Genomic DNA, 22,745 nt, shown 5'->3' with positions numbered 1-22,745 from the left:
AGTTATTGTCGTACTCCATTGGAAATTGCAAAATTTTGCTTGGTGTAGTTTTAAGATGATATGGATCAAAGACTTACATTGCTGCGTAACAACTTCCGTTTATACTCTTTTGGAACCATGTTTACCGTATCCTTAAATTGTCTGTTAAAATTGGAAATGTTTCCGTAACCACATTCGTAGGCAATCTGGGTGATGCTTAAATTGTTTTCTAAAATTAACTTGCAGGCATATCCAATTCGTACTTCCCTTAAAAAATCGAAGTAAGTTTTTCCAGTACTCTTTTTAAAAAATCTACAAAATGAGGATTTGCTCATAGAGACAGAACTGGCAATCTCATCTAAATTGATTTTCTCTTTAAAGTTGTTCATTGCATATTCAATGGTACTATTTATTTTTTGGGAGTTTTTTTTGTTGAAGAGATCAACAAACCCTTCGCTTGAAAGGGTTTTATAATTTCTTTTTTTTGAAAGTAAATCAAGAATGGTCAACAGGGTCAAAATTCGCTTAAAGTTTTTGGATTCTATTAAATGCCGAATTTTATTGACAATTTTCGAGTTTTTATTTTCTGTAAACGATATACCGAAACGAGCATTGTTCAATAATTTTTTGATTCTCATTCCTTCAGGTAGGTCAAAAATGGTATTTCCGAGGAAATCTTCTGAAAAATGTATTACGTAGGCTATGGCATCTTTTTCAATCGGCCCTTCTTTCTTCCAAAAGTGGGGTAAGTTAGGCCCAATTAAAACAAGCTCAACATTGTCAAAATTGGAAATGTTATCTCCCATAAACCTGGTTCCCTTGCTGTTTAATATCAAAATCAATTCAAATTCAGGGTGATAGTGCCAAGGTGTATGGAACTCTGGAGGTGCTTCTATGGACGAAGAGTATGATAAAAACGATGGGTGGGTAATCTTTCTATATATGGGTATCATATATACTTAATAAGATGGCTAATATATAAAAAAAGGCAATAAAGTATTGAAAATCGAAAATATCCACTTACTAATTATGTTAGATAATGTATAATATTGCAGTCAATTAAACTTGGTTTGATGAATATATCTTTTAAGAATAAAACAATAATAGTAACTGGAGGCACCTCTGGCATTGGCAAGGTTTCAGCCATGCAGTTTTTGGAATCTGGAGGACAGGTGATAGTTCTTGGCAGAACCCAATCAAAAATCAAACAAGAGTTGAAGACTTTTTCACCCCGATTGAGCTTTTACAAATGTGATATATCCAGGCATGAAGAAATTAAAAATGTATTTAAATTAATAAAAGCCAAGCATAGTGTAATTGATGTGTTGGTGAACAATGCTGGAATACAGACATATGGTAATGTGGTGGATACAAATGAGGCATTATGGGATAGAACAATGGATACGAACTTAAAAAGTATCTATTTGTGCACAAAGCATACCATCCCTTTAATGGAAAACTCCGTTCATCCTGTAATAATTAATGTTGGAAGTGCACAAGGTTTTGTTTCCCAAAAAAATGTAGCTGCTTATGCTACCAGTAAGGAAGCATTGCATGGTCTGACAAGGTCAATAGCAATTAATTTTGCACCGAAAATACGTTGCTTGGCCATATGTCCAGGGGCAGTTTATACCCCAATGTTGGAGGAAGACCTAAAAGGTTTTGATGATAAAGAATCTATAATTGAAGAAACAAAGAACATCCATTTACTTCAGCGAATAGCAGCTCCTGAAGAGGTCGCTAACTTCATAACGTTTTTTGCAAGCGAAAAGGCAAGTTTTGCAACAGGTCATGCTTACAGGGTTGATGGAGGAATTGGATTGAAGATCCAGGGGACCTAACCGTTATGAGCAATATTGATACTTTATGTACAGAACGTTTTTCTTGCGGTGAAGGACCTTTGTGGGTTCCAAAAACAAGGGAATTGTATTGGACGGATAGTGATGGGAAAAGTATTCGTTGCTATTCTGACAAATTAGGGACATGGAAAGAAATTTCGAATGGTATTCATGCAAGCTCATTGGTTCTGCATTCCGATGGAGGGCTTGTTTACGGAAGTAAAACAGGGTTTTACCATTTGGATGAAAGCATGAATATAAGAAGTATAGCGGAACAATTTGAAAATAGACCTATTACAAATATCAATGATATAATAGCTGATCCTGTTGGAAGAGTATATGGGGGGCAAGAATGTTTTGATCCAGACGGTGATTATGAAACAGGGAATTTATACAGGATAGATTTGGACGGGAAGGTTTCCGTGATTGAGGACGGACTCCATTTATCAAATGGAATGGGATTTAGCCCTGATCTTGCTTTCTTTTATTTGGTAGACACAATCGCAAGAAACATTTATGTATATGATTTTGATGAAAAAAAAGGATCTATATCAAATAAGAAAGTTTTAGCTACACTTAAAAGAAGTGAAGGCCTTCCGGATGGGTTAACGGTTGATAGCGATGGGTTTGTTTGGGTTGCGATGTTTTTGGGAAGCGGACTTATTAGATTTGACCCCGACGGGAAAATTGAACGAAAAATCGATTTGGAATGTGCTCAGCCCACATCCTTGACTTTTGGGGGAAAAGATTTAAATGAAATATTTGTTACATCTGCATCGATGTATTGGGAAACAAGTTTAGCCCCAGAAAATCACGATTATAATAAGCCGCGAGGCGGTGAATTATATAGAATTAAGCAAGAAGTCATTGGGAAAGTTGAATATTTAGCGAAAATATAAGATCAAAATAAGTAGGATGAAAATCACGAATATAGAGTGCCACGTATTGGTTGTGCCAGATTTAAAAGAGGATGCTACATCGTCATCCCAAGATAATCTAGTGGTTGTGGTACATACGGATGAAGGTATAACTGGAATTGGGGAAACGGATACTGGGCCATGGTTGGCCAAAGCGGCAATTGAATCGCCAGGTAGTCATTCCATGGCCATGGGGATGAAGGATTTATTGATTGGCCAAGATCCTTTTGATACAACTGCTATATGGGAAAAACTATATACCTACACTTGCATGAGTGGAAGAAGAGGAGTGGTGATCTGTGCTATGGGAGCTATTGATATGGCACTTTGGGATATAAAAGGAAAAGCCTTGGGGTTACCGGTTTATAAACTATTGGGAGGAACCAACAAAGAATTTATTGAACCTTATGCGTCTTTACAACCCCATGGAGCAACCGTTCAGGAATATGGAGATTCTTTGGTTGCATGGGCAAAAAAAGCCAAAGAATTTGGTTTTACGGCCGGCAAGATGGAATGCACTTTGGGAGGTCCCTATAATCATACAGGGCTAAAAGGCGATGATAAGGATATGACGGGCATTATAGAGGCCTGTAGAGATGCGGTGGGGGCAGATTTTAAAATGATGGTTGATGTTCAATACCTATGGTATGATGCTAAGGCGGCTTTAAGAACCATTAGGGACTGGGAGAAATTTGATTTGTTCTTTCTGGAAACCCCACTGCAAATTGATAATTTGGAAGGATATGCCACTTTGGCCAAAGAAGCACCGATGAGAATTGCGGCCGGTGAATGGCAAAATACAAGATATGAGTTTATTGACTTATTGGATAAAGGCAAAGTAGATGTTGCTCAACCAGATATTGGTAGAGTGGGAGGGATAACCGAAGCCATTAGGGTCTGTAACCTGGCTCAAGATAGAGGTCGCTTAATTGTTCCCCACTGTTGGAAAACAGGAATTGGGATTGCAGCTACGGCACATGTTGCGGCTGTAACTCCAAACTGTCCATTAATTGAGTTCTTGCCCAAAGAATTGTGTGATTCTTTGTTGCGTGTCGAGTTGGTGGATGACCCGTTTGTAATGAAAAACGGGAAAATAGCTTTGCCAAAAGAGCCAGGTTTAGGTATTAATTTAAACATGGATGCCGTTGAAAAGTATAAAGTGGATTCCCAAATTATTATTTAATGTTACTTATAGTTTATAAAAGGTTCCTTTTAAAGGGCCCTGTAAACACTTGATTCAGAATCGTTTGCTGAGGATATTTTAGCAAAGAATCATTGTGATACTAGGAGATACCTATATAATAAGGGTTCGTCAACTTTTATCAAATTCAATGTCTGACTGAATTTGGCAGTGATTTTTAATTTCAAAAAAGGTGATCTGGGAAGGATTGCCTTCATGATGCTTTGTGTTAGGCTAAAAGCTTTTGTAGAAAAATGTAAATCATGTCTACAATTATATCCAAACATTCCAAGATTCAGTGAGAATATAATGAAATCAAATGAAAATTGAAACAAAGAAACATATTGAGCCAAAACCGAGAGTGCAAATTGTTTCACCTGGACGAATCAACCTGATAGGGGAACATACGGACTACAACAATGGATATGTGCTCCCGGCAGCAATTGATAAATGTATCTTTTTTAAAATCGAAAAAAACGGGTCAAAGTTTAATTGCACAATTACAAGTGATCATTATCCCGATGCATTGAGCGTTGATCTTAGAGCAATCAAAAAAAGTGAAATTACCTGGGAGAATTATATTCTTGGGGTTTTGGATGAACTGCTAAAGGGAGGTAAGGGAATTGAGGGGTTCGATTGTATGATTAAAAGTGAATTGCCCATAGGCTCGGGGCTAAGTTCTTCAGCTGCTTTGGAATGTGGTTTGACCTCTGGGCTCAATGAGCTTTTTCAACTTGGTATGACCAAGGAGGAAATTGCACTATTGTCCCAAGCGGCGGAACATAATTTTGTTGGGACGAAATGCGGCATAATGGACCAGTTTGCTTCAGTTTTTGGAAAACAAGATCATGTAATCCGATTGGATTGTAAATCCCGGAAATATAAATACATTTCCGCTGAGCTAGACCCTTACGCGATCATTTTATTGAATTCCAATGTTGCACATCAGTTGGCATCCAGTGAATACAATACTAGAAGATTGGAATGTGAAAAAGGTGTTGCCATTATTAGAGAAAATTTCCCGAACGTGGAATCCTTAAGGGATGTTGATCTTGATATGTTGGAGTATTGCAGTTGGTTTCTGGATGATGTAGTTTTTAATCGATGTTCATTTGTTCTTGCCGAGAACAAAAGGGTTTTGGCAGCTGCTAATGCACTTAAGAAGTGTGATTTAGTGAAATTAGGTTCCCTTTTGTACCAATCCCATGAAGGATTGAGAGACCTCTATGATGTCAGTTGTGCGGAGCTTGATTTTTTGGTTGAATACTCGAAAAGATATAAAGAAGTTCTTGGGGCAAGGCTTATGGGGGGAGGATTTGGGGGTTGTACTTTGAACTTGGTCCATAAAGATGCGGTAACGAATTATTTAATAGATATTTCACAAGCGTACTTCGACAGATTCAATATCGAATTGACACCCATTGAGATCGCTTTGGAAAATGGCACCAAAATAAAGACTAGTCAATGAAGGTTCATGAAATTCATAAAGTGCCGCATAGGCGTTATAATATTCTTACAGGGGAATGGGTCTTGGTTTCACCACAACGGGCAAGTAGGCCATGGCAGGGAAAAACGGAAAATATAGCTGAGGACGAAAGGCCTAAGTTCGATCCATCGTGTTATCTCTGCCCTGGAAATATAAGGGCAAGTGGGAAAGTGAACCCTTTTTACAATCAGCCATATTCTTTTCATAATGATTTTGCAGCACTGTCTGAAGAAAATGATGGGCTTTGGTTAAAGGACGGACTGCTATTGTCAGAGTCTGAATCCGGTATTTGTAAGGTGGTATGTTTTTCTTCGGACCATTCTTTGACCCTGCCTTTAATGTCTGTCAAGGACATTTGTGCGGTGGTTACCCTTTGGCAGAAAGAATATTTTGAGCTAGGCCGCATTGATGGGGTTAATCATGTGTTGATATTTGAAAATAAGGGTGAAACTATGGGTTGCAGCAACCCTCATCCTCATGGTCAGATCTGGGCCCAATGTTCAATTCCACAAGAGATACAAAAGAAAACATCCCATTTGAAAGCATATTGGAAGCAGCACAACAAAAGTTTACTGGAACATTACTTAGCACGGGAATTGGTGTTGGACGAACGTGTTGTTATTGAAAATAATCACTTTGCCGTTGTGGTACCATACTGGGCAATTTGGCCGTATGAGACCATGATTGTTCCTAAACGAAAAATGGCCCATATCGGAGAGTTGGAAAATGACGAAAAATATGCTTTTGCGGAGATAATAAAAAGGCTGACCACCAGGTATGATAATTTGTTCCAAACTTCCTTCCCATACTCTGCGGGAATCCACCAAGCGCCAACTGATGGTAAGGAACACCCGGAATGGCATTTTCATATGTCCTTTTACCCACCATTGTTACGTTCGGCGACCGTTAAAAAATTTATGGTCGGGTATGAGTTGTTTGCATGTCCCCAGCGTGATATCACCGCAGAACAAGCTGCAATGCGTTTGAAGAACTTGAGCGAAACACATTATGGCCTCGAGCCGGATTTCTTTTCAAATGGACAGAATTAATTAAAAAGATGTGTTGGGAATTCTGAAAAATAGAACAGCCCTAAAAGAATGAACACAGATTTAAAATGTTTCAATTTCGCAGTGTCAAGGGCAATGAGTAATGGTAATTTTTTTAACTCCATGTTTTTTGGAGCTGTTTTCCAGTATTCCTATCTTTTGAGCATTCTTGAGCCTACCAATATCATTATACCAGTGGGTGGTTTCCAAATTAGGGGACTAAAGACCTTTCAATACCCCGTTTCCAGACACCAGCAATGATGTAAGAAAACCACTGGTTTTGTCAAAACTTGTAACTGGTCTCTTGATGGTCACATTGATGTGTCCATTCGTTTCGCCCACCCCTACATCGGCAATGGAACTCCAATTTTTGTTGCTCGCAATCTTGAAATGGGGCAGCTCAAATTGTTCCCATAATGTCTCATGACCCGAGCTTGCCCAGAAAGATTAAAGCTCAATGTAATATGATATTTGGCCTCCGGTCTCATTTTTGATTTTTCATTAAATTTTAAGGGGTCTTAATAAAAGAAGCCCTTGCTTGTTTTTCGGGGCATCGAAAAACAGGGCAGGCCCCAAGGACTTCCAATCAGGACACCATCCGCTGCGCTCACTTTACTTCCCGTACGTTCCCTTGCAAATGGGGTCCGGAGGAATTCCTAAGGCCCTTGTCGAACCTGTCAAGGCCAAGCCTCGTTTTGCTCAGAAATAGGGTTTCCACTTCCTTGAAGATCTATAGATCTCTCTACGTTGCGGAGCCTCCCGATTTCATCCCAAAAGCCTTGACAGAACCCCCTTCTTTTATTGTGCTGTGCACGTAGGAAGACAAACAAACGCCCCTTAAAATTTGGGTTCAACAGCGCAAAAAAATAAAGGGAAATCTTAATCATTTAAATCTTTTTATCATGAGTACACTAAGAAACAAAGTACAGTTGATCGGGAACGTGGGGCAAGAGCCAGTGATCACCGATCTGGAAAACGGAAAGCGGGTGGCACGATTGACCATGGCTACCAATGAACACTACAAGAACAAAGAGGGGGAACGCATGGCCAATACCCAATGGCATACCGTTATCGGATGGGGAAAGCTAGCGGATATCATCGAAGGGTTCGTTACCAAGGGCAAGGAGATTGCCATTGAGGGTAAATTGACCTCCCGCTCCTATGAGGACAAAGAGGGCAACAAACGTTATGTCACCGAAGTGGTGGCCAGTGAGATCTTATTGTTGGGCAGTAATGACTGATGTAGGGATGGGTGTCCCAAAACCTATGGGCTCCCTTCTTTTTTCTTCCGTCTTTCAAAACAGATATTATGGAACATAGCGTCAATGAAATACAGATCAGTTACCGGGAGAAGCTCAGCACCTTGCAATCGCTTTCCCTATCCAATTCCCAAGAAGTTGCCCAACTACTTTTTAAGAGTTGGAACAACAATACCATTGGAGTGCAAGAAACCTTCAAGATATTGTTGCTCAACCAGTCCAATAAGGTCAAAGGGATATATCCACTTTCCATAGGGGGCATATCCGCCACTTTGGTGGATATGCGCATCCTCTTTGCCATTGTGCTGAAAACATTGTCAGTTGGGATCATCCTTGCCCATAACCATCCCTCTGGACAAATGAAGGCCAGCGAGGCAGATCGTCAGCTAACGCGCAAGATCCAACAAGGGGCGCAGCTCTTCGATGTCAAAGTCCTGGATCATATCATTCTGGCACCCGATGGCCGCTATTACAGTTTTGCGGACAATGGGATCTTATAAACTGTCCATTTTGGATGGAACCATAAATGGAAACCGGAAAACCAAAAATCAGAAATCATGCAAACACGTATAAGAAAATCATTGGAAATCCCGGCCAGAAAACGTCAAGGGCACCAGACCGAAAAGGAAAGCAATGCAGAGAAAACCTTCTTGTTGGTTATCAACCTTTGGGTCTTCCGATTTGAATACGCCAAAGAACAAACAATGCCCAAAGACCCCCAATAGGAATGGTCGTAAAAAAGGCCCTCAAAAGAGGGTCCTTTTTTTGGTCATTCGGACAACAGCTGACGTTTTGGATCTCCCAAAATGATATTCCCATACCATTTGATACAAAACCCGACCAAATGTGCTTAATATGAGTTTTTGTCTTAATGGGTCAATCGCTACATTTATGTAGTAGTATCAGAACATACTGTACGGCACCTAATTTTAATCCGCCATGGCGGACCGATTTGACTTTCCCAAAGTCCGTACAAGCAAAAGTTTTTTAGTACCGGTGCAACTGGTCTTCAGACCAGGTTGTGCGATGCTTTTTGCCCTGCGGGGCGAAAAGGAGAAGCAAGAGGGTAGCGTGCTCGCGCAGCGCTGCCGATCATAATGGGCCTACAAGGCCTTTGTTTATAGGGGTTTTGGGAATCATGAAAAATGGGGTCTGGGGCGTTTTTAGCATAAAAATGCGCTGAGACCAATAAAGTCAAGGAATTTTTAAGCTAAAAATGGATAAGGGATACGAAAGGGAACGGTTTCGGACCGTGAGCATCAAAATATCGGTACTCACAAAATTCAAGGGCTTTTCCAAACGTCAAGGGAAATCACATTCCATGACCCTGTTGGCCATGATGGAGTTTTTTGAGGACAACGGGATTTCCCCGGACGAGCGGATGCACGAGACCATCGCCAGTCTAAAATTTTTGATCAAACGGCGTTTCAATGCCATGGTGGCCATTATGCGCAGTATTGAAAAGGAACAGACCCTTCCGACTGTCAGTATGATCCAGGCCCTGTTCGAACAGGAACTGGAGTCCGACAACGAGGAATGGGATGGGGACTTTGATTTTATCGAACAACAGTTGACGGAGACCGAACAACCCACGGAACCCGAACTTTTGGACACGGAAATTACCATCCCCAAGATTCGGTATGATTGGTTGCAAGAGCAAATGGACGAACTGAAAAAGGATTTTATTTATGTCCTGGATCAGGTGTCCACAGTGGGGAACCGCTTTGGGAAGGACCACCTCAAGTTGGATCTGCCCCTTGGGGCCATTGAAAAATACCGAAGGAAATTAAAAAATCTATAAGGATGTACATCGCCATAACACGACAGCAATTAGGGGACAATTTTAGGGGCAGTGTCCGTGACTTTGTCAACTACCTTGAAAAGGAGAATGAAGGCAAATCCATGGAACAGCAAGAGCTCTATTTCAACCAAGGGGAAAACAACATCGAAACCGAAAGGGTCATTGCTGAGATCGATGCCAACACCACCAAACTTAAGAAAAGGGATCCAAAGTTCTACTCCTTGGTCATTAGCCCGTCCCAAAGGGAACTCAAACATATCGGCAACAGTCCCGAGAAATTGAAACACTATACCCGGGAACTCATGAAGGCCTATGCCGCTTCCTTTTACCGGGACAGGGAAGTGACCGTAAAGGATATCCTGTATTTCGCGAAGTTGGAACGGGAACGCAGCTTTTCCGAACGGGACCGTGAGGTGAGGGAGAACCAGCCCTATGCCAGCCAGATCTTGGAACTCAAACACCGGATCAGGGATATCGAACAGGGTGAAGGGCAGGGGACCATTGAACACCTTCAGGAAAAGATACAGACACTGGAAAGGGGGGCACCCCACCAACAAAACGGAAAACGGATCGTGCCCGGAATGGCCAAGGATGGCCACCAGAGCCATATCCATATCATTGTCAGCCGTAAGGATATGACCAATACCCATAGCCTCTCCCCGGGATCCAAGTTCCGAACTTCGGAGACCACCCTCAATGGGAAAAGGGAAAAACAGGGGTTTGATCGGGACAGCTTCTATCGTGCGGCCGAAAAGACCTTTGACAGTAAGTTTGGATACCGTAGGAACTTTGTGGAGACCTACCATGCCCGTAACCTTTTGGACAAGGACCCTAAACGTTTCTTTGCCCTGCTCTTGGGCCTGCCGACCCATGAAAAACAAGCGGCTCGGCAATTACTGTTCAAGGCTGGGATAAAGGTGCCCACCATCCCTGTCAATAAAGTACAATTGGCCTATAAGGCCCTGATGCAATTACGGAAAGGTATCGGAAAGGCCATGGAATCAGGATCTATTGGAATTTAATCGTATATGGAAGATTTTGGAGGTATACAACTGGTGATGGCCCTTTTGATCGGGGGAGGGATTTCCTATGGAGCAAATCGGTATATGAAGTACGGTTTTGTTTGGGGATTCCTTGGACTTGTGTTATTGGCATTGGGAACACTGATGGTCTTGGAAAGGGCATTGTTCCTGCAAACTTCATTGAAGTTGTGGCTGCCCCTGCTGTTCCTGCATACGGTCATCTATGGTCTGATGGAGGATACAAATGAATCATCAGGGACATCCAAGGTCTTTAGGGTAAAACTAAAGGTCAGGGGCCGGCCCTTGGTGCTGGGGAACATCCGTCGCGGGGTCTCGGTAATGGCCTCTGCGGGGAGCGGAAAAACCGAAAGTGTGATTTATGGTTTTTTAAAACACTTTAAGGAGCAGGGGTTTTCCGGAATCATCCATGATTACAAGGATTTTGAGATCACGGAAATGGCCTGTCCGTTGTGGGAGGATACAAAAGTGCCCTTCCATATCGTGTCCTTCGGGCCCATTTACAATAGGGTGAATCCCATAGCTCCCAGATACCTACCCGATGAGGAAAGCGTGCACGAGGTGTCCCGGGTGCTTTTGGAAAATTTGTTGGAACACCGGGATTCTGATGAGAACAGTACCTCACGTTTCTTTAAGGATGCGGCCGAAGGGCTGATCAGTGGGCTGATATGGCGGTTGAAAATGGACTATCCCGATTATTGTACCCTGCCCCATCTGATGGCCCTTTTCCAACAGTTGGGCACCAAGAGCCTGGTCAAGTTCCTGCGGGGCAACATCACCTCACGGGCCATGGCCGATGCCTTTATCAGTGGGATGGGATCGGAGCGGCAAACGGCAGGGGTGCTGAGCACCCTGGCCAATGCCATCAAAAAGATCAGTACCCGGAAGATATTCACGGTCTTATCCGCAGATGAGATCCCCTTGGATATCAATAATCCCGAAAACCCTGCGGTGATTGCCCTAGTGAACAATCCGCAAAAGGACGCCTCGCTATCCCCGGTGATCGCCACCATTATCCATACCATTTCCAAACAGATGTCCCAAAGACACCGGAAGCCCTCATTTATGTTGTTGGAAGAGGCCTCGACACTTCGACTTTTGAACATGCACCGCATACCGGCCACTTTGCGTAGCTATGACATTGTTAGTGTCTATGTGCTACAGGATAAGATCCAGAACGATATGATGTACGGGGAGAAGGCCAGCAAGGCCATACTTTCCAACCTGTCTTACCAATTCTTTGGCAAGGTGAACGACCCCGATACGGCAAAATACTATGAACGCTTCTTTGAACTGGTAAAAATGCCCACCCGGTCCGTGAGCAAGAGCTCTGGGCTGAGTCTTGAACGTAGGATAACCCAAGGGGAGAAGGAAGTCTCCAAACGAAGGGCGGATGTGTTCTTCCGGTTGGGACAGGGGGAGTTCGTGGTCTTTGCGGATGGCAAGGACCGGAAGGTCCGGTTCCCACGACCTGAGATTTCAAGGAAGTTGCCTCAACCTCTTGAAGTTTCGGAAAGGGATATGGAGCAACATTATTTGAGGGTGCATCGGGAGGTGAGATCGATATTCCGGGGATCTGATGATGATAATTGAATTAAATGTCGCTTATTTACCACAAAAAAGCTATATTTGTCGTAAATAAGCGACAAAATGAATTCTAAAAAAGCTATAATCCTTCCAAGGTACCAAAAGATCTTTGAGCAGATCGGTGAGAATATCAAGCTCGCCAGAAAGCGAAGGAAGTTGACCACCGAACAGGTTTCTGAGCGGGCGGGTGTCCATAGGGCCACCCTTCATCGCATGGAAAAGGGAGATCCGGCAGTGGCCATAGGATTGTACTTCAATGTATTTAAGGTACTCAATCTTCAGGATGATTTCCTAAAGCTTGGGCTGGATGATGCGTTCGGCAGAAAGCTTCAAGACCTTGACCTATTGTAAATGTCATGGCGGGAGGAAAATTTGACATATATGTTTTTGCGGACTGGATCGGGTTGGGTGGCCCAAGTTTGGTGGGAACGCTATCGGCCCATTTTGGCAAGGGCAAAAAAGCGTTCAGTTTTGAATATGACAAGGATTGGCTAAAGACCGATGCACAACGTTTATTGGATCCGGACATCGCTTTTTATTCCGGCCCGCAATACCCTGTGGGCAAGGAGAATTTCGGGATTTTTTTGGACAGTATGCCGGATACCTGGGGCAGGACCCTGATGCGGCGAAGGGCTGCCCAAGAAGCCAGGGCAAAAGATGAAAGGCCGAGAACGCTCTATGAGATTGATTTTTTGCTCGGGGTACATGATGAGAGTAGAATGGGTGCGCTCCGGTTCAAAACGGATTTGGACGGTCCCTTCATGGACAACGATGATCATAACCCCACACCGCCCTGGTCGTCCCTTGGTGAGCTACAGGAAGCCGTAAAACAATTGGAGGATGATGGCCAAAGTGATACTATCCGAAAATGGTTGGCCGTATTGATCGCACCCGGTTCGTCCTTGGGCGGTGCCAGGCCAAAAGCTAATATTTTTGACACCAAGAAAAACCTGTGGATTGCCAAGTTCCCGTCCAAAACGGACACGATGGATAAGGCCGCCTGGGAGTTTTTGGCATATCGGTTGGCCTTGGCGGCGGGCGTAGGAATGGCGGAATCCAAATTGGAAAGGATAGGCAAAGGACACCATACATTTTTGACCCAACGCTTTGACAGAAAACAGCTGGGGCGTATCCATTTTGCCTCAGCCATGACCATGACCGGAAATACGGAAGAGACCATCAGGGACAATGCCCCCAGTTATTTGGAGATCGTTGATTTTATCGAAAACCAAGGTGTACATGTGGAGGAGAACCTGCACCAACTATGGCGTAGGATCGTGTTCAACATCGCCATCTCCAATACGGACGACCATTTAAGGAACCACGGTTTTCTGTTGACCGAAAAAGGATGGGTGCTTTCCCCGGCCTATGATATCAATCCGTCGGTGGAAAAGGATGGTCTTTCACTCAATATCGATATGGATGACAATGCACTGGACTTTGGATTGGCAAAAAGTGTCGGTCCCTATTTCAGGTTGAGCGCCGATGAAATGGAGGTGATCTTGGAAGAGGTATTGTCGGCGGTCAAGGAATGGAGGGGCATTGCCGACCAAATAGGAATTCCCAAAAAGGAGCAGGCCTTGATGGAAAAGGCATTTAATTTGGGAAGCTCATAGCAATTAGAGGATGTTTGGGATTGAAATCCGCTTACCTTAACTTTTGATCTCCATCAAATATTCCGCAATACTATTGACTTCCGATGCATCAAATAAGGGTTCAAAATAATCTATATAGCCATTGAGTTCCCTAAGGGTTTTGATGGCAACATAGTTGAACTGTTCCTTGGGCCTATGGTTGACCATGGCCACAATATTTCGAATGTGTGGTTTTTTGTGGATTGTTTCCGAAAAATCTTACATTTAAGACGCTTCAAAAATTTACATTAATAGATGACTCCTAAAAAGGTATCTAAAATTAGGGTTAATAGAATTTTACAAAATTTTAACCTGTATTATAACCAAGACGGACAATTGGTTAGAAGATTACTCTACGGACGAAAAAAGAAAACAAATATGTGGAAACCAACAAACCCGACTGAGCTTTATACTTTGGGGTTATTAATTTTTACCGTTGTATTGGCAATAATTTCTGCCATTCAGATCTTTTTGTTCATCCAATCCAATAGGCAAGCAACTAGAGCTTCAGAGGCTGCCCTGAGCGCCGCTGAAGCTGCTGTTGAAAGCAATGATATTAGTAGGCAGATTATGATAGCGGAGCAACGTCCGTGGATCAAGCACGAGGTAAATATTGGAGGTCCACTAAGTTATACTGCAGAAAAGGGATGGCATTTTCCACTGGAATATAGTTTGACTAATATTGGAAAAAGTCCCGGGACCATGGTGTCATTTTATGCACAGATGATACCATTTAATATTTCGGTTTATCCTAAGGGAAGCATTGTGAACAATGTTCCTCAGGGTAGTCCATTGCCTGGAACTGATATTGCAGAGGAACTGCAGAAAATTTCCCAAATTCCAGAAGACAAGGAGTGGCTAAAAATGAGTTTTGGTCAGATTTTGTTTCCTAATGAGTTGGCAAAGGGTTTGTTGAATATCAATGCCAACATGGAATTATTCGAAAAGGCAAAGGAACATGAAGGTTTTTCAGGTCAGTTCCTTGTTCTTGTTTGTGTGAAATATGGATCAACCTTAAATGATGAAATGTATCGGACTGCCAAATCCTATCAATTATGGAAAACTGTTTCTGGACAGAGCATCACTCTTGAAGGAGAGACCATTTCTGCTTCGGAACTTGCACTTACGGAAAGTCCTCAACTTTTCACTAAAATTATTGAATAGTAAAGTTTCAATTCAACAAAAAAACAACTTTGGAACGGACCCATTAAATTTTACTATTTCTGAGATTTCAATCAGGAAACTTTATTACATTAAAAAAGATTAATATATCTTTTAAGTTAGTTGCAATGACCCCAACAATAAATCCAATTATAGAGTACAATACCGCTCTCTTCATTTGTCTGTTTTGTAAACGAAGATTTTTAGCCGTTAGGTCTCTTATTTCCTCATCTTTTGCTTTTGTAGTATCTTGTTTTTCCCGGTCAGCAGCAATTTTGGAAAGCCCACCGTTTTTTAAGAAGGTGGAAATACCGTCTTCAGGAACAGCAATTACAAAAGGGTCATTGTATGTGGGGCCACTTAAAGAGATAATTCCTTTTTGTTCTAGAGTTTTGCAAACAACAATTGCCAAATCCCTATCATTGAAAAATTCGTAAACCGTATTCCTTTCCAAAGTTCCATCAGAAAGCAGTTTTCTAAGAAAATCATCACCCATCTGGGATTGTTCTTTGGTCAATTTAATATTCATTTTTCAATATTTATGGTAACTGAATCATGTAGATAATCAATTACAGGGCTTAAGTTGAAGTCTTCAGTTTGGAAACTGCGCCAAGGGTTTTAATTAGTGCTATTGTTTGCAACAGTTATTTTATTTCAAGGGTGTCTTTTCTATTTGGTTTCACAAATTTATAGGTTGATTCTTTTATGATTTTTATTTCTTCCGATTCAGTTTCTTTTTTTTCTCCAAAAATTGATTGTCCACCATAAACTCCCAAAAACAGAAGCCCCAACAGAAAAAAAAGAATTTGTAAACCAGAAGGCCTTTTAACATTTGCTCCATAAATGCTTAAATCAACTTTTTTTTCACCTTCTTCAGTACATTTTTCTAAAGTACCTGTCAATGCCATTAAAGTCATTATTCCAAAAAGAACAGATATAAAAAAACATATCCAGCAGATAAGTAAAAGAATTTCATTGCCAGCTTGTTCAAAATTACCTCGAAAGGTTATTGACAGAGCAATCAAAGCTGTTGATAGCGTTATTAATTGCTTAACTGTAGCGGAAGCAAAATCAAATGCTTTTTTTCTTAAATCTTCACTCATATTAACAAATTGGCCATAGAGGGCAAAGACTGCTTTTTGATTCGGTCAAAGATTGGTAACGTACAATATCTTTTTGCCCAATTCTTTTTTCTCGGTGAGAATACATCTGATTAATAAAAGTGGTATATGCACTTTTAGCTGTTTCGATATCGGAACTTGAAGTTCTTCTTTCACGTTCCATCCGATTAACAGAATCTTCCAATAACTCGTTGAAGTTTCTTTTTAAAACTTCTGACAATTCAATGTTTAAGCGATTAAAAACCGAATTCGAGTGATTTCTTAATTCCCGCAGTATTTGTTCGTTCATTTTATTTTTTGATTTAATTATGAATCCTAATTTTATTTTCGTTTTCTGCCGATTACCGAAAAACTTGGTTTTAAAAGTTGTCGATATGCTTGTCGAACATCATCTAATCTAATTCCCATATTAACAATATTTTCATCCGAATAGTTGTCTGGATTTGTCCAGTATTCAGATTTTATATCGCAAATTGTTGATAGGTTTTGGTCAAAATGTCTGATAGGTATAGCAGCTGCTGACCAATATTTTACCAGCAAAAATTCTCGGTCAGGATTTCTTGCACTTCCTTTCTCTAAATCTCTGTAATAAAGATAGGTTTCGTCCAACGCATTAGAAATTGCTCTTAATGCAGAATCTTTTAATTCACGCCTGTCTTTAGACAGTGTAGCAATTGGTCCTAAAATTTTAGTTAATCCAGTTAGTATTTCATTTAGCATATGGTTTGGTTTAATTATTTGAGGTCCATTTCGATTATTTCAGTTTCTCTGAAATAATTGGCAAAGTCAATAGTATTGTTGAGTTTGGCCAAAACCCTTTCAGGCAGCTTTTCATATTCCATTTTTGAAGCATGGGTAAATAATCTCTTTATACCATTTGCAGTATTTCTAAATGACACATCATTATGGTTTCCTTTTATTGGTCGAAATACATGTTCGTAGTTTTGCCCATTTTTAAAAGGAACTTTGTACATACATATTTTTTGGTCATAAATCAAGTCGTTTATAAGTTTGTCGTCCACTTTTTTTATAGCCTTGCTGTCAAGAAGACAACCGGCATATTCGATTGATTCAGCTTTTAAATAGGCATCAACAATTCCTTTTCCAATTATTGAGTATGAATGAAAATTACCTGTCCCACTTTTTATTGTAATTGGTCTCAATTCTATCTCACCAAAAGTTAAACAACCTCGTAAGGGAAAAGTCGTTTGTAGAGAACGCCAATAGAATGAGTAACAGACATTCACTAATTCTTTAAAATCATCTTTGGTTGAGTTGTTAGTCCAGAATATTACACTGTCTGAAACGTGAAGACAATTTACTTTTTGATTTGTTAAATCCGGAACAATTCCACCAGTATTCATCTGAACAAAGTTTTCTCCGCTCACGGCAGTTTGAGAATCCCTAAGCAAATGATCGAATAACCGACTTAACTCGATAAAGTCATTGTTATAAACTATCTGTTTAAAACCTAAAATGTCAAAAAAAGCTATGTATGTTTCCATTTTTTTTCAAATAACTGTCAACTAGTTGTACGCTGAAAGCACTTCCTTTTATACTCATGGTAAAAAAGGCTATACATAATTTTGATATTATGTCCTAATCATAGCGGTCGCTCATTAAAATCTTGAGGGGAACAAGCGTTAAATGTAAGAATTTTCAAAAAAATATAGTAAGACAAATTAATTTTGTTCTTAATTCAAATCAAAATCAAGGTCGAGTAATTCTTTAGGCTGAACCTCAAGGGCTTTGGCTAAAGCTAAAAGTGTGGTAAAAGAGAAATTTCTGCCCCCATTTTCTATTACACTAAGGCTTCCTTTGGTCACGCGACACCTTGCGGCAACTTCATCCTGAGATAGGCCTTTTTCATTCCTTATGCGCAGCAAATTTTTGCCGAATAGAATTTGTCTTTTGGAATCTAATTTCTTCAACAACAAAGGGCATTTATACAAAATCAATCATATTTTTTTGATTTTATGTTACAAGAACTTGTAACAAACTCATGATTTTGCTATTTTCGCTATGAACTATTCTAATGTCATACCATGTAGGTTTGATGATAGGTTGTTTATTTTTGCGATTCTTCGTTTAAACAATATTTGAAGCTATCGCTTGGAATCTCGCTTTTGAAAACTGGTAATTTTTAAGTACACGAGAGGATAAGCAGATTGGCTCACGACCCGGGCGTGGGCTCTCTTATTCGTGTACGGGTATACCAGTACCTCAAAGGCGATAAGTTGAGTTCCATGCCCAACTTTTTCTTAGCGTTTGTTTCTTTTTGTCTTTTTCGGGGCATCGCCCAACCAACAGGGTTATGGGAAACTTTGGGTTTTATTTTCTAATAGTGGTATCACGGGTCTGTTCCATTTTTGGAGCATCATTCACGGTGTTCGATATCCTCTTTAAGAAAAAGCCCAAGAACCCCATTTAATTTACCCTTGGCTATAGTTATGGGATACACGTTACACTTTTCCGGTTTACGATATCCTTTTGTCCCATAACTGACGAACTCCATTTTTGGGCAACCGGCCCTTGCACAAAACCATAGCCACAAACTTTTTAGGAATCCTATTTCCAAGGGGTAAAAACCTTGGACAGGATGGCCTTTGTCCAGACCCATGCCCTAGGCCATTTGGCTTAGGGAACACACAAAACCCTCCAAACACTTGCAGGTACATGGAGGGCAGTCCGATCAATTACAAAGAATAATCAAACCTTTTAAAGTTATGAAGAAATTACCGATTTGTACATACAGGATATCCCTGTACTTAGTTTTTTATCTATTGTTTTCACCTTGGCTCACCAAAATGGTTTTGGCAAGTCCTCCAACTAAGGATGCCGTCATGCTCCGCCATGGAACGTTTCAATACGCGATTATGGGTGTTGTTACTGATACGGGGGGAGAACCTCTAATGGGGGTGACCGTTCAAGTGGCATCATCGAAGCGGGGGGCCATTACCGATTTCGATGGTTCTTTCCGTATTCAGGCCAGTACCGATGACAACCTTATTTTTTCAGCCTTGGGCTATAAGACCCAAACCGTTCCCATTTCTGGCCGAAAACAAATAAACGTTCAACTGGAAGAGGATGTGACCCAATTAGATGAAGTGGTGCTCAATGCAGGCTATTATACCGTTTCGGAAAAGGAACGTACAGGGAACATTGCCACCATCAAGGCCAAGACCATGGAAAAACAGCCCGTGGGCAATCCCTTGGCGGCCATGCAGGGGCATTTGTCCGGAGTGAACATTGTGCAGACCACGGGTGTTCCCGGAGGCGGTTTCGAGATTGAGATCCGTGGAAGGAACTTTATCAATGGGGTTTCGGATCCCTTGTTCATTGTGGACGGGGTTCCCTTTGGTTCCCAGTCCTTGGCAGCTTCGAGGGTGTCCAGTGAGATCATCGGGGCGGGTATCAGTCCGCTAAACGCAATCAATCCCAACGATATAGCAAGTATTGAGGTGTTGAAGGATGCCGATGCCACGGCCATCTATGGCTCCCGGGCGGCCAATGGGGTGGTGCTGATCACCACCAAAAAGGGCAGGTCGGGCAAGACACGCTTCGATGCCCATTTGAGCACTTCCTTGGGCAAGGTGTCCCACTTTTTGGACCTGATGAATACCCAGCAATATTTGGAGATCCGTAGGGAGGGGATTGCCAATGACGGACTTGCAGACCTGTTGGAGAATCCCGCGCTTGATTTTTTCTGGCCCGATATCAAGTCTTGGGACAATGATCATTATACCGATTGGCAGGAAGAGCTTATCGGCGGGACTGCCTATCGGAACAATGCCCAACTCTCGGTTTCAGGTGGAAGCGGGCAGACCCGGTTTTTGGTCAGTGGGTCCTATCAAAAGGAGACCACGGTGTTTCCCGGGGATGCCAAGTATGGGAAGGCCAACATCCATAGCAATATTGGCCACCGGTCCACTAACGGTAGGTTCAAGGTCAACTTTTCCACCAGTTATGCCCATGAGGACAATAAGTTGCCGGGAGCGGACTTTACCGGCAAGGCCTATTCCCTGGAACCCAATGCCCCGGCACCCTATGACGAAGAAGGCAATCTGAACTGGGAAAACAATTCGTGGGACAACCCCTATGCCGCATTGGAGGAGAAATTTGGAGCTGTGTCCAATACCCTGATATCAAATGCCCTTGTCTCGTACAAGGTCAGGCCGAACTTGGAACTGAGATCCAGTATGGGCTTTACCAATTACCGATTGGATACCCATCGTGCCATGCCAAGCTCGGCCAGAAATCCCAGTTTTGGCCTTACGCCCCAGAACTATTCCAACCTGACCACCAATGCCTCCCAAAGGAATTCGTGGATCGTTGAGCCACAATTGAACTGGAAGAAGAGATGGAACAAGTTTTCCCTAGATGTGCTGTTGGGAACTTCTTTCCAGCAGGAAACCACGCAACAAACAGTGGTCAGGGGAAGGGGGTTTCCAAATAACGGATTGATCCATAACCTTGCCGCTGCCGAAACTTTGGAGATCATTTCCGATGTGGATGGGGAGTATAGGTACAGTGCCGTCTTTGGGCGTATCAATCTGAACCTGTCGGGCAGGTACATCCTGAACCTGACAGGTCGTAGGGACGGATCTTCACGCTTTGGTCCCGGGAAACAGTTCGGGAATTTCGGGGCCGTTGGGCTGGCATGGCTCTTTTCAGAAGAGCCCATTTTTGGGGAAGGTTCCTTTTTGAGCTTTGGGAAACTACGGGCCAGTTACGGTACCACGGGCAGTGACAACATTGGGGACTATCGGTTTCTGGATACGTACACGGTTTCCGGTGACGAATATGATGGCACCACGATCTTGGAACCCACGGGCATTTTTAACCCCCAGTTTGGTTGGGAGTCCAACCGAAAGCTGGAAGCTGCCCTGGAATTGGGGTTTTTCAACGACCGATTGCTGATCAATACCTCATGGTACAGGAACCGATCTTCCAACCAACTTGTGGGCATTCCCTTGGCGGCCACCACAGGGTTCTCGGAACTGACCGGAAATTTTGATGCCGTTGTGGAGAACTCCGGTCTGGAGGTGGACCTGCGTTCGGACAATGTGCGGTCAAAGGGATTCCAGTGGGCCACAAACTTTAACCTTACCGTGCCCAAGAACAAACTGGTGGCCTTTGATGGACTGGAATCCTCCACCTTTTCCAACCGTTACATCATTGGGCAACCCCTGACCATCGTCAAGCTGTACCACACCTTGGGCGTGGATCCGGAGACTGGCATCTATCAGTTCGAGGACTATGATGGGAACGGGGATATCAGTAGTTCTGGAGATCTGGAATGGGTAGAGGACCTTGCGCCCAAATTTTATGGAGGTCTGGGCAATTCCGTGAGCTTGGGGAATCTGACCTTGGATGTCTTTTTCCAGTTCAAAAAACAAAAGGCCTACAACACCCTGCGGTTTGCCGCAACCCCGGGGTTCAAGGGCAATGTCCCGGTGGAACTGTTCGACCGATGGCGGGAGCCCGGAGACGAGAACCCCATCCAAAGGGCTTCCAGTGGGTTTACCCCGGTCGAGGACCAAGGTACGTACCAACAAAGGAGCAATGCGGCCGTTTCGGATGCCTCCTTTATCCGGCTCAGGAACGTTTCCCTCAATTATAAGGTCCCCACGTTTGATAATGGACCGGATGTCAATGTATACCTGCAGGGGCAGAACCTTTGGACCTTGACAGATTATACCGGGCCGGATCCCGAACGGCCCAACAATACCCGTTTGCCCCCTTTGAGACAGCTCACTTTGGGCCTCCAGATCAGTTTTTAATCCAAATAAAAAAATGATGAAAAAAGTAAAGAACAGTACAAATCGAAAACCGGCCTTTTTGGCCCCAATTTTAAGATGTGGTCCATTGGGCAATCATCCCATGCTTTTAGTGGTGGTGCTTCTATTGATGGGGTGCTCGGATTTTGTTGAGGTGGAACCCCCCAAGAACATACTGATATCCAAAACGGTGTTCGATGATCCCGCCACCGTGGAGTCCGCCTTGGCGAACCTGTATTATGATATGCGGGAAGGGGGCATGGTCTCCGGTACGTATGGCCTGACCCCTGTGTTGGGGATGTATGGTGATGAGCTGGATTATTATGGGTTCAATGCGGATTATGCCCAATTGTTCCAGCATAGTGTGCTATCGGCCAACACGGTCATCTTGGATTGGTGGAGGCAGGCCTACCACCTTATTTATGGGGCCAATGACATTGTGAAGGGAGTGGAAACTTCAGATGGATTGACCCCTGATGAAAAGAAGGTGTTCAAGGGGCAGGCCCTGTTTGTCAGGGCGTATGTCCATAGTTTGTTGGTGTCCCTTTATGGGGATGTTCCCTATATCAAAACAACGGATTACCGAGAGAACAATACGGTATCCCGAATGCCCCAGTCAGAGGTATATGAAAATATCATAGCAGACGTTAAGGAGTCCGTTGTGCTGTTGGAAGGGATTGATGTTGCTTCCCCTGCTCGGACATTGCCCGATGCATTCGTGGCCAAGGCCCTTTTGGCCAGGATGTACCTGTATGTGGAAAACTGGGAAATGGCGGCATCCTTGGCCACCGAACTTATCGATGCTTTCCAGTTGGAGCTGGATCTGGACCAAGTGTTCCTCAAGGGTTCCCAAGAGACGATATGGCAGCTCAGGGCGGATGCTGATTTTCCGAAGAACACAAGGGAGGCCGTGCAA

The 22,745-nt window shown here is 42.7% G+C and carries 25 protein-coding genes; 16 read left to right on the top strand and 9 right to left on the bottom strand.

Annotated elements, in window-relative coordinates; genetic code table 11:
- Positions 1–65 precede the first annotated feature (65 nt).
- Entirely contained in the window at positions 66–932 is an 867-nt protein-coding gene (locus CRO15_RS17650) for an AraC family transcriptional regulator (RefSeq protein ID WP_097047187.1), read from the bottom strand.
- Positions 933–1,052: 120 nt separating this feature from the next.
- Between CRO15_RS17650 and CRO15_RS17645 the strand changes: the two genes are divergently transcribed.
- The 13 genes from CRO15_RS17645 to CRO15_RS17585 all read left to right on the top strand — a co-directional run bounded on the left by CRO15_RS17645 (position 1,053) and on the right by CRO15_RS17585 (position 13,749).
- Complete coding sequence (locus CRO15_RS17645) at positions 1,053–1,820, top strand: SDR family NAD(P)-dependent oxidoreductase (protein WP_097047186.1); 768 nt, start codon at positions 1,053–1,055, stop codon at positions 1,818–1,820.
- 5 nt (positions 1,821–1,825) lie between these two features.
- The gene (locus CRO15_RS17640; RefSeq protein WP_097047185.1) at positions 1,826–2,716 is read left to right on the top strand and encodes an SMP-30/gluconolactonase/LRE family protein; all 891 of its coding nucleotides are present in this window, start codon (positions 1,826–1,828) and stop codon (positions 2,714–2,716) included.
- A gap of 16 nt (positions 2,717–2,732) precedes the next feature.
- Positions 2,733–3,917, top strand: coding sequence for a mandelate racemase/muconate lactonizing enzyme family protein (locus CRO15_RS17635; RefSeq protein WP_097047184.1), 1,185 nt, complete (start codon positions 2,733–2,735; stop codon positions 3,915–3,917).
- Positions 3,918–4,233: 316 nt separating this feature from the next.
- The gene (gene galK / locus CRO15_RS17630; RefSeq protein ID WP_097047183.1) at positions 4,234–5,382 is read left to right on the top strand and encodes a galactokinase; all 1,149 of its coding nucleotides are present in this window, start codon (positions 4,234–4,236) and stop codon (positions 5,380–5,382) included.
- Entirely contained in the window at positions 5,379–6,449 is a 1,071-nt protein-coding gene (locus CRO15_RS17625) for a UDP-glucose--hexose-1-phosphate uridylyltransferase (protein ID WP_097047182.1), read from the top strand. Before galK ends, CRO15_RS17625 begins: the two co-directional genes overlap by 4 nt.
- Positions 6,450–7,348: 899 nt before the next feature.
- The gene (locus CRO15_RS17615) at positions 7,349–7,687 is read left to right on the top strand and encodes a single-stranded DNA-binding protein (protein WP_097047180.1); all 339 of its coding nucleotides are present in this window, start codon (positions 7,349–7,351) and stop codon (positions 7,685–7,687) included.
- 68 nt (positions 7,688–7,755) lie between these two features.
- Entirely contained in the window at positions 7,756–8,205 is a 450-nt protein-coding gene (locus tag CRO15_RS17610; protein ID WP_097047179.1) for a JAB domain-containing protein, read from the top strand.
- 57 nt (positions 8,206–8,262) lie between these two features.
- The gene (locus CRO15_RS19815) at positions 8,263–8,430 is read left to right on the top strand and encodes a hypothetical protein (RefSeq protein ID WP_165769996.1); all 168 of its coding nucleotides are present in this window, start codon (positions 8,263–8,265) and stop codon (positions 8,428–8,430) included.
- Positions 8,431–8,921: 491 nt separating this feature from the next.
- On the top strand, positions 8,922–9,506 hold the full coding sequence (locus CRO15_RS17605) for a BfmA/BtgA family mobilization protein (protein ID WP_097047178.1): 585 nt from the start codon (positions 8,922–8,924) through the stop codon (positions 9,504–9,506).
- A 2-nt stretch (positions 9,507–9,508) separates the two neighbouring features.
- Positions 9,509–10,528, top strand: a complete 1,020-nt coding sequence (gene mobB / locus CRO15_RS17600; protein WP_097047177.1) for a MobB family relaxase — start codon at positions 9,509–9,511, stop codon at positions 10,526–10,528.
- Between the two features lie 6 nt (positions 10,529–10,534).
- The gene (locus tag CRO15_RS17595) at positions 10,535–12,139 is read left to right on the top strand and encodes a type IV secretory system conjugative DNA transfer family protein (RefSeq protein WP_097047176.1); all 1,605 of its coding nucleotides are present in this window, start codon (positions 10,535–10,537) and stop codon (positions 12,137–12,139) included.
- A gap of 57 nt (positions 12,140–12,196) precedes the next feature.
- Positions 12,197–12,484, top strand: coding sequence for a helix-turn-helix domain-containing protein (locus tag CRO15_RS17590; RefSeq protein WP_097047175.1), 288 nt, complete (start codon positions 12,197–12,199; stop codon positions 12,482–12,484).
- A 5-nt stretch (positions 12,485–12,489) separates the two neighbouring features.
- Positions 12,490–13,749 (top strand): type II toxin-antitoxin system HipA family toxin, encoded by a 1,260-nt coding sequence (locus CRO15_RS17585; protein ID WP_097047174.1) that lies wholly within the window; start codon positions 12,490–12,492, stop codon positions 13,747–13,749.
- Between the two features lie 36 nt (positions 13,750–13,785).
- On the opposite strand, the gene CRO15_RS19810 is transcribed toward CRO15_RS17585, so the two are convergent.
- Positions 13,786–13,935 (bottom strand): hypothetical protein, encoded by a 150-nt coding sequence (locus CRO15_RS19810; RefSeq protein WP_165769995.1) that lies wholly within the window; start codon positions 13,933–13,935, stop codon positions 13,786–13,788.
- An 87-nt stretch (positions 13,936–14,022) separates the two neighbouring features.
- On the opposite strand from CRO15_RS19810, the gene CRO15_RS17580 reads away from it, so the two are divergent.
- Entirely contained in the window at positions 14,023–14,931 is a 909-nt protein-coding gene (locus CRO15_RS17580) for a hypothetical protein (RefSeq protein WP_097047173.1), read from the top strand.
- A gap of 67 nt (positions 14,932–14,998) precedes the next feature.
- Here the strand turns inward: CRO15_RS17580 and CRO15_RS17575 are convergent, their stop codons facing one another.
- The 7 genes from CRO15_RS17575 to CRO15_RS17545 all read right to left on the bottom strand — a co-directional run bounded on the left by CRO15_RS17575 (position 14,999) and on the right by CRO15_RS17545 (position 18,669).
- Positions 14,999–15,457 (bottom strand): hypothetical protein, encoded by a 459-nt coding sequence (locus tag CRO15_RS17575; protein WP_097047172.1) that lies wholly within the window; start codon positions 15,455–15,457, stop codon positions 14,999–15,001.
- A 115-nt stretch (positions 15,458–15,572) separates the two neighbouring features.
- A complete protein-coding gene (locus CRO15_RS17570; RefSeq protein ID WP_097047171.1) occupies positions 15,573–16,031 on the bottom strand; it encodes a hypothetical protein in 459 nt (152 codons plus the stop codon).
- Between the two features lies 1 nt (position 16,032).
- Positions 16,033–16,338, bottom strand: coding sequence for a hypothetical protein (locus tag CRO15_RS17565; protein ID WP_097047170.1), 306 nt, complete (start codon positions 16,336–16,338; stop codon positions 16,033–16,035).
- 32 nt (positions 16,339–16,370) lie between these two features.
- On the bottom strand, positions 16,371–16,769 hold the full coding sequence (locus CRO15_RS17560) for a hypothetical protein (protein ID WP_097047169.1): 399 nt from the start codon (positions 16,767–16,769) through the stop codon (positions 16,371–16,373).
- 14 nt (positions 16,770–16,783) lie between these two features.
- Positions 16,784–17,554, bottom strand: coding sequence for a hypothetical protein (locus tag CRO15_RS17555; protein WP_097047168.1), 771 nt, complete (start codon positions 17,552–17,554; stop codon positions 16,784–16,786).
- A 189-nt stretch (positions 17,555–17,743) separates the two neighbouring features.
- Entirely contained in the window at positions 17,744–17,983 is a 240-nt protein-coding gene (locus CRO15_RS17550; RefSeq protein ID WP_207763955.1) for a helix-turn-helix domain-containing protein, read from the bottom strand.
- Positions 17,984–18,426: 443 nt separating this feature from the next.
- Entirely contained in the window at positions 18,427–18,669 is a 243-nt protein-coding gene (locus CRO15_RS17545; RefSeq protein WP_097047167.1) for a hypothetical protein, read from the bottom strand.
- Positions 18,670–18,775: 106 nt separating this feature from the next.
- Between CRO15_RS17545 and CRO15_RS17540 the strand changes: the two genes are divergently transcribed.
- Together CRO15_RS17540 and CRO15_RS17535 are read left to right on the top strand one after the other, a co-directional pair.
- Complete coding sequence (locus CRO15_RS17540; RefSeq protein ID WP_243397014.1) at positions 18,776–21,832, top strand: SusC/RagA family TonB-linked outer membrane protein; 3,057 nt, start codon at positions 18,776–18,778, stop codon at positions 21,830–21,832.
- A gap of 16 nt (positions 21,833–21,848) precedes the next feature.
- Positions 21,849–22,745: RagB/SusD family nutrient uptake outer membrane protein (locus CRO15_RS17535; protein ID WP_207763953.1), on the top strand; the 897-nt coding region annotated here is incomplete at its 3' end.

It is taken from the genome of Flagellimonas pacifica, from assembly GCF_900215465.1.
GTDB classification, from domain to species: Bacteria; Bacteroidota; Bacteroidia; order Flavobacteriales; family Flavobacteriaceae; genus Flagellimonas; species Flagellimonas pacifica.
The sequence above is the reverse complement of the archived record's forward strand: the minus strand, read 5'-3'. Positions and strand labels throughout refer to the sequence as shown.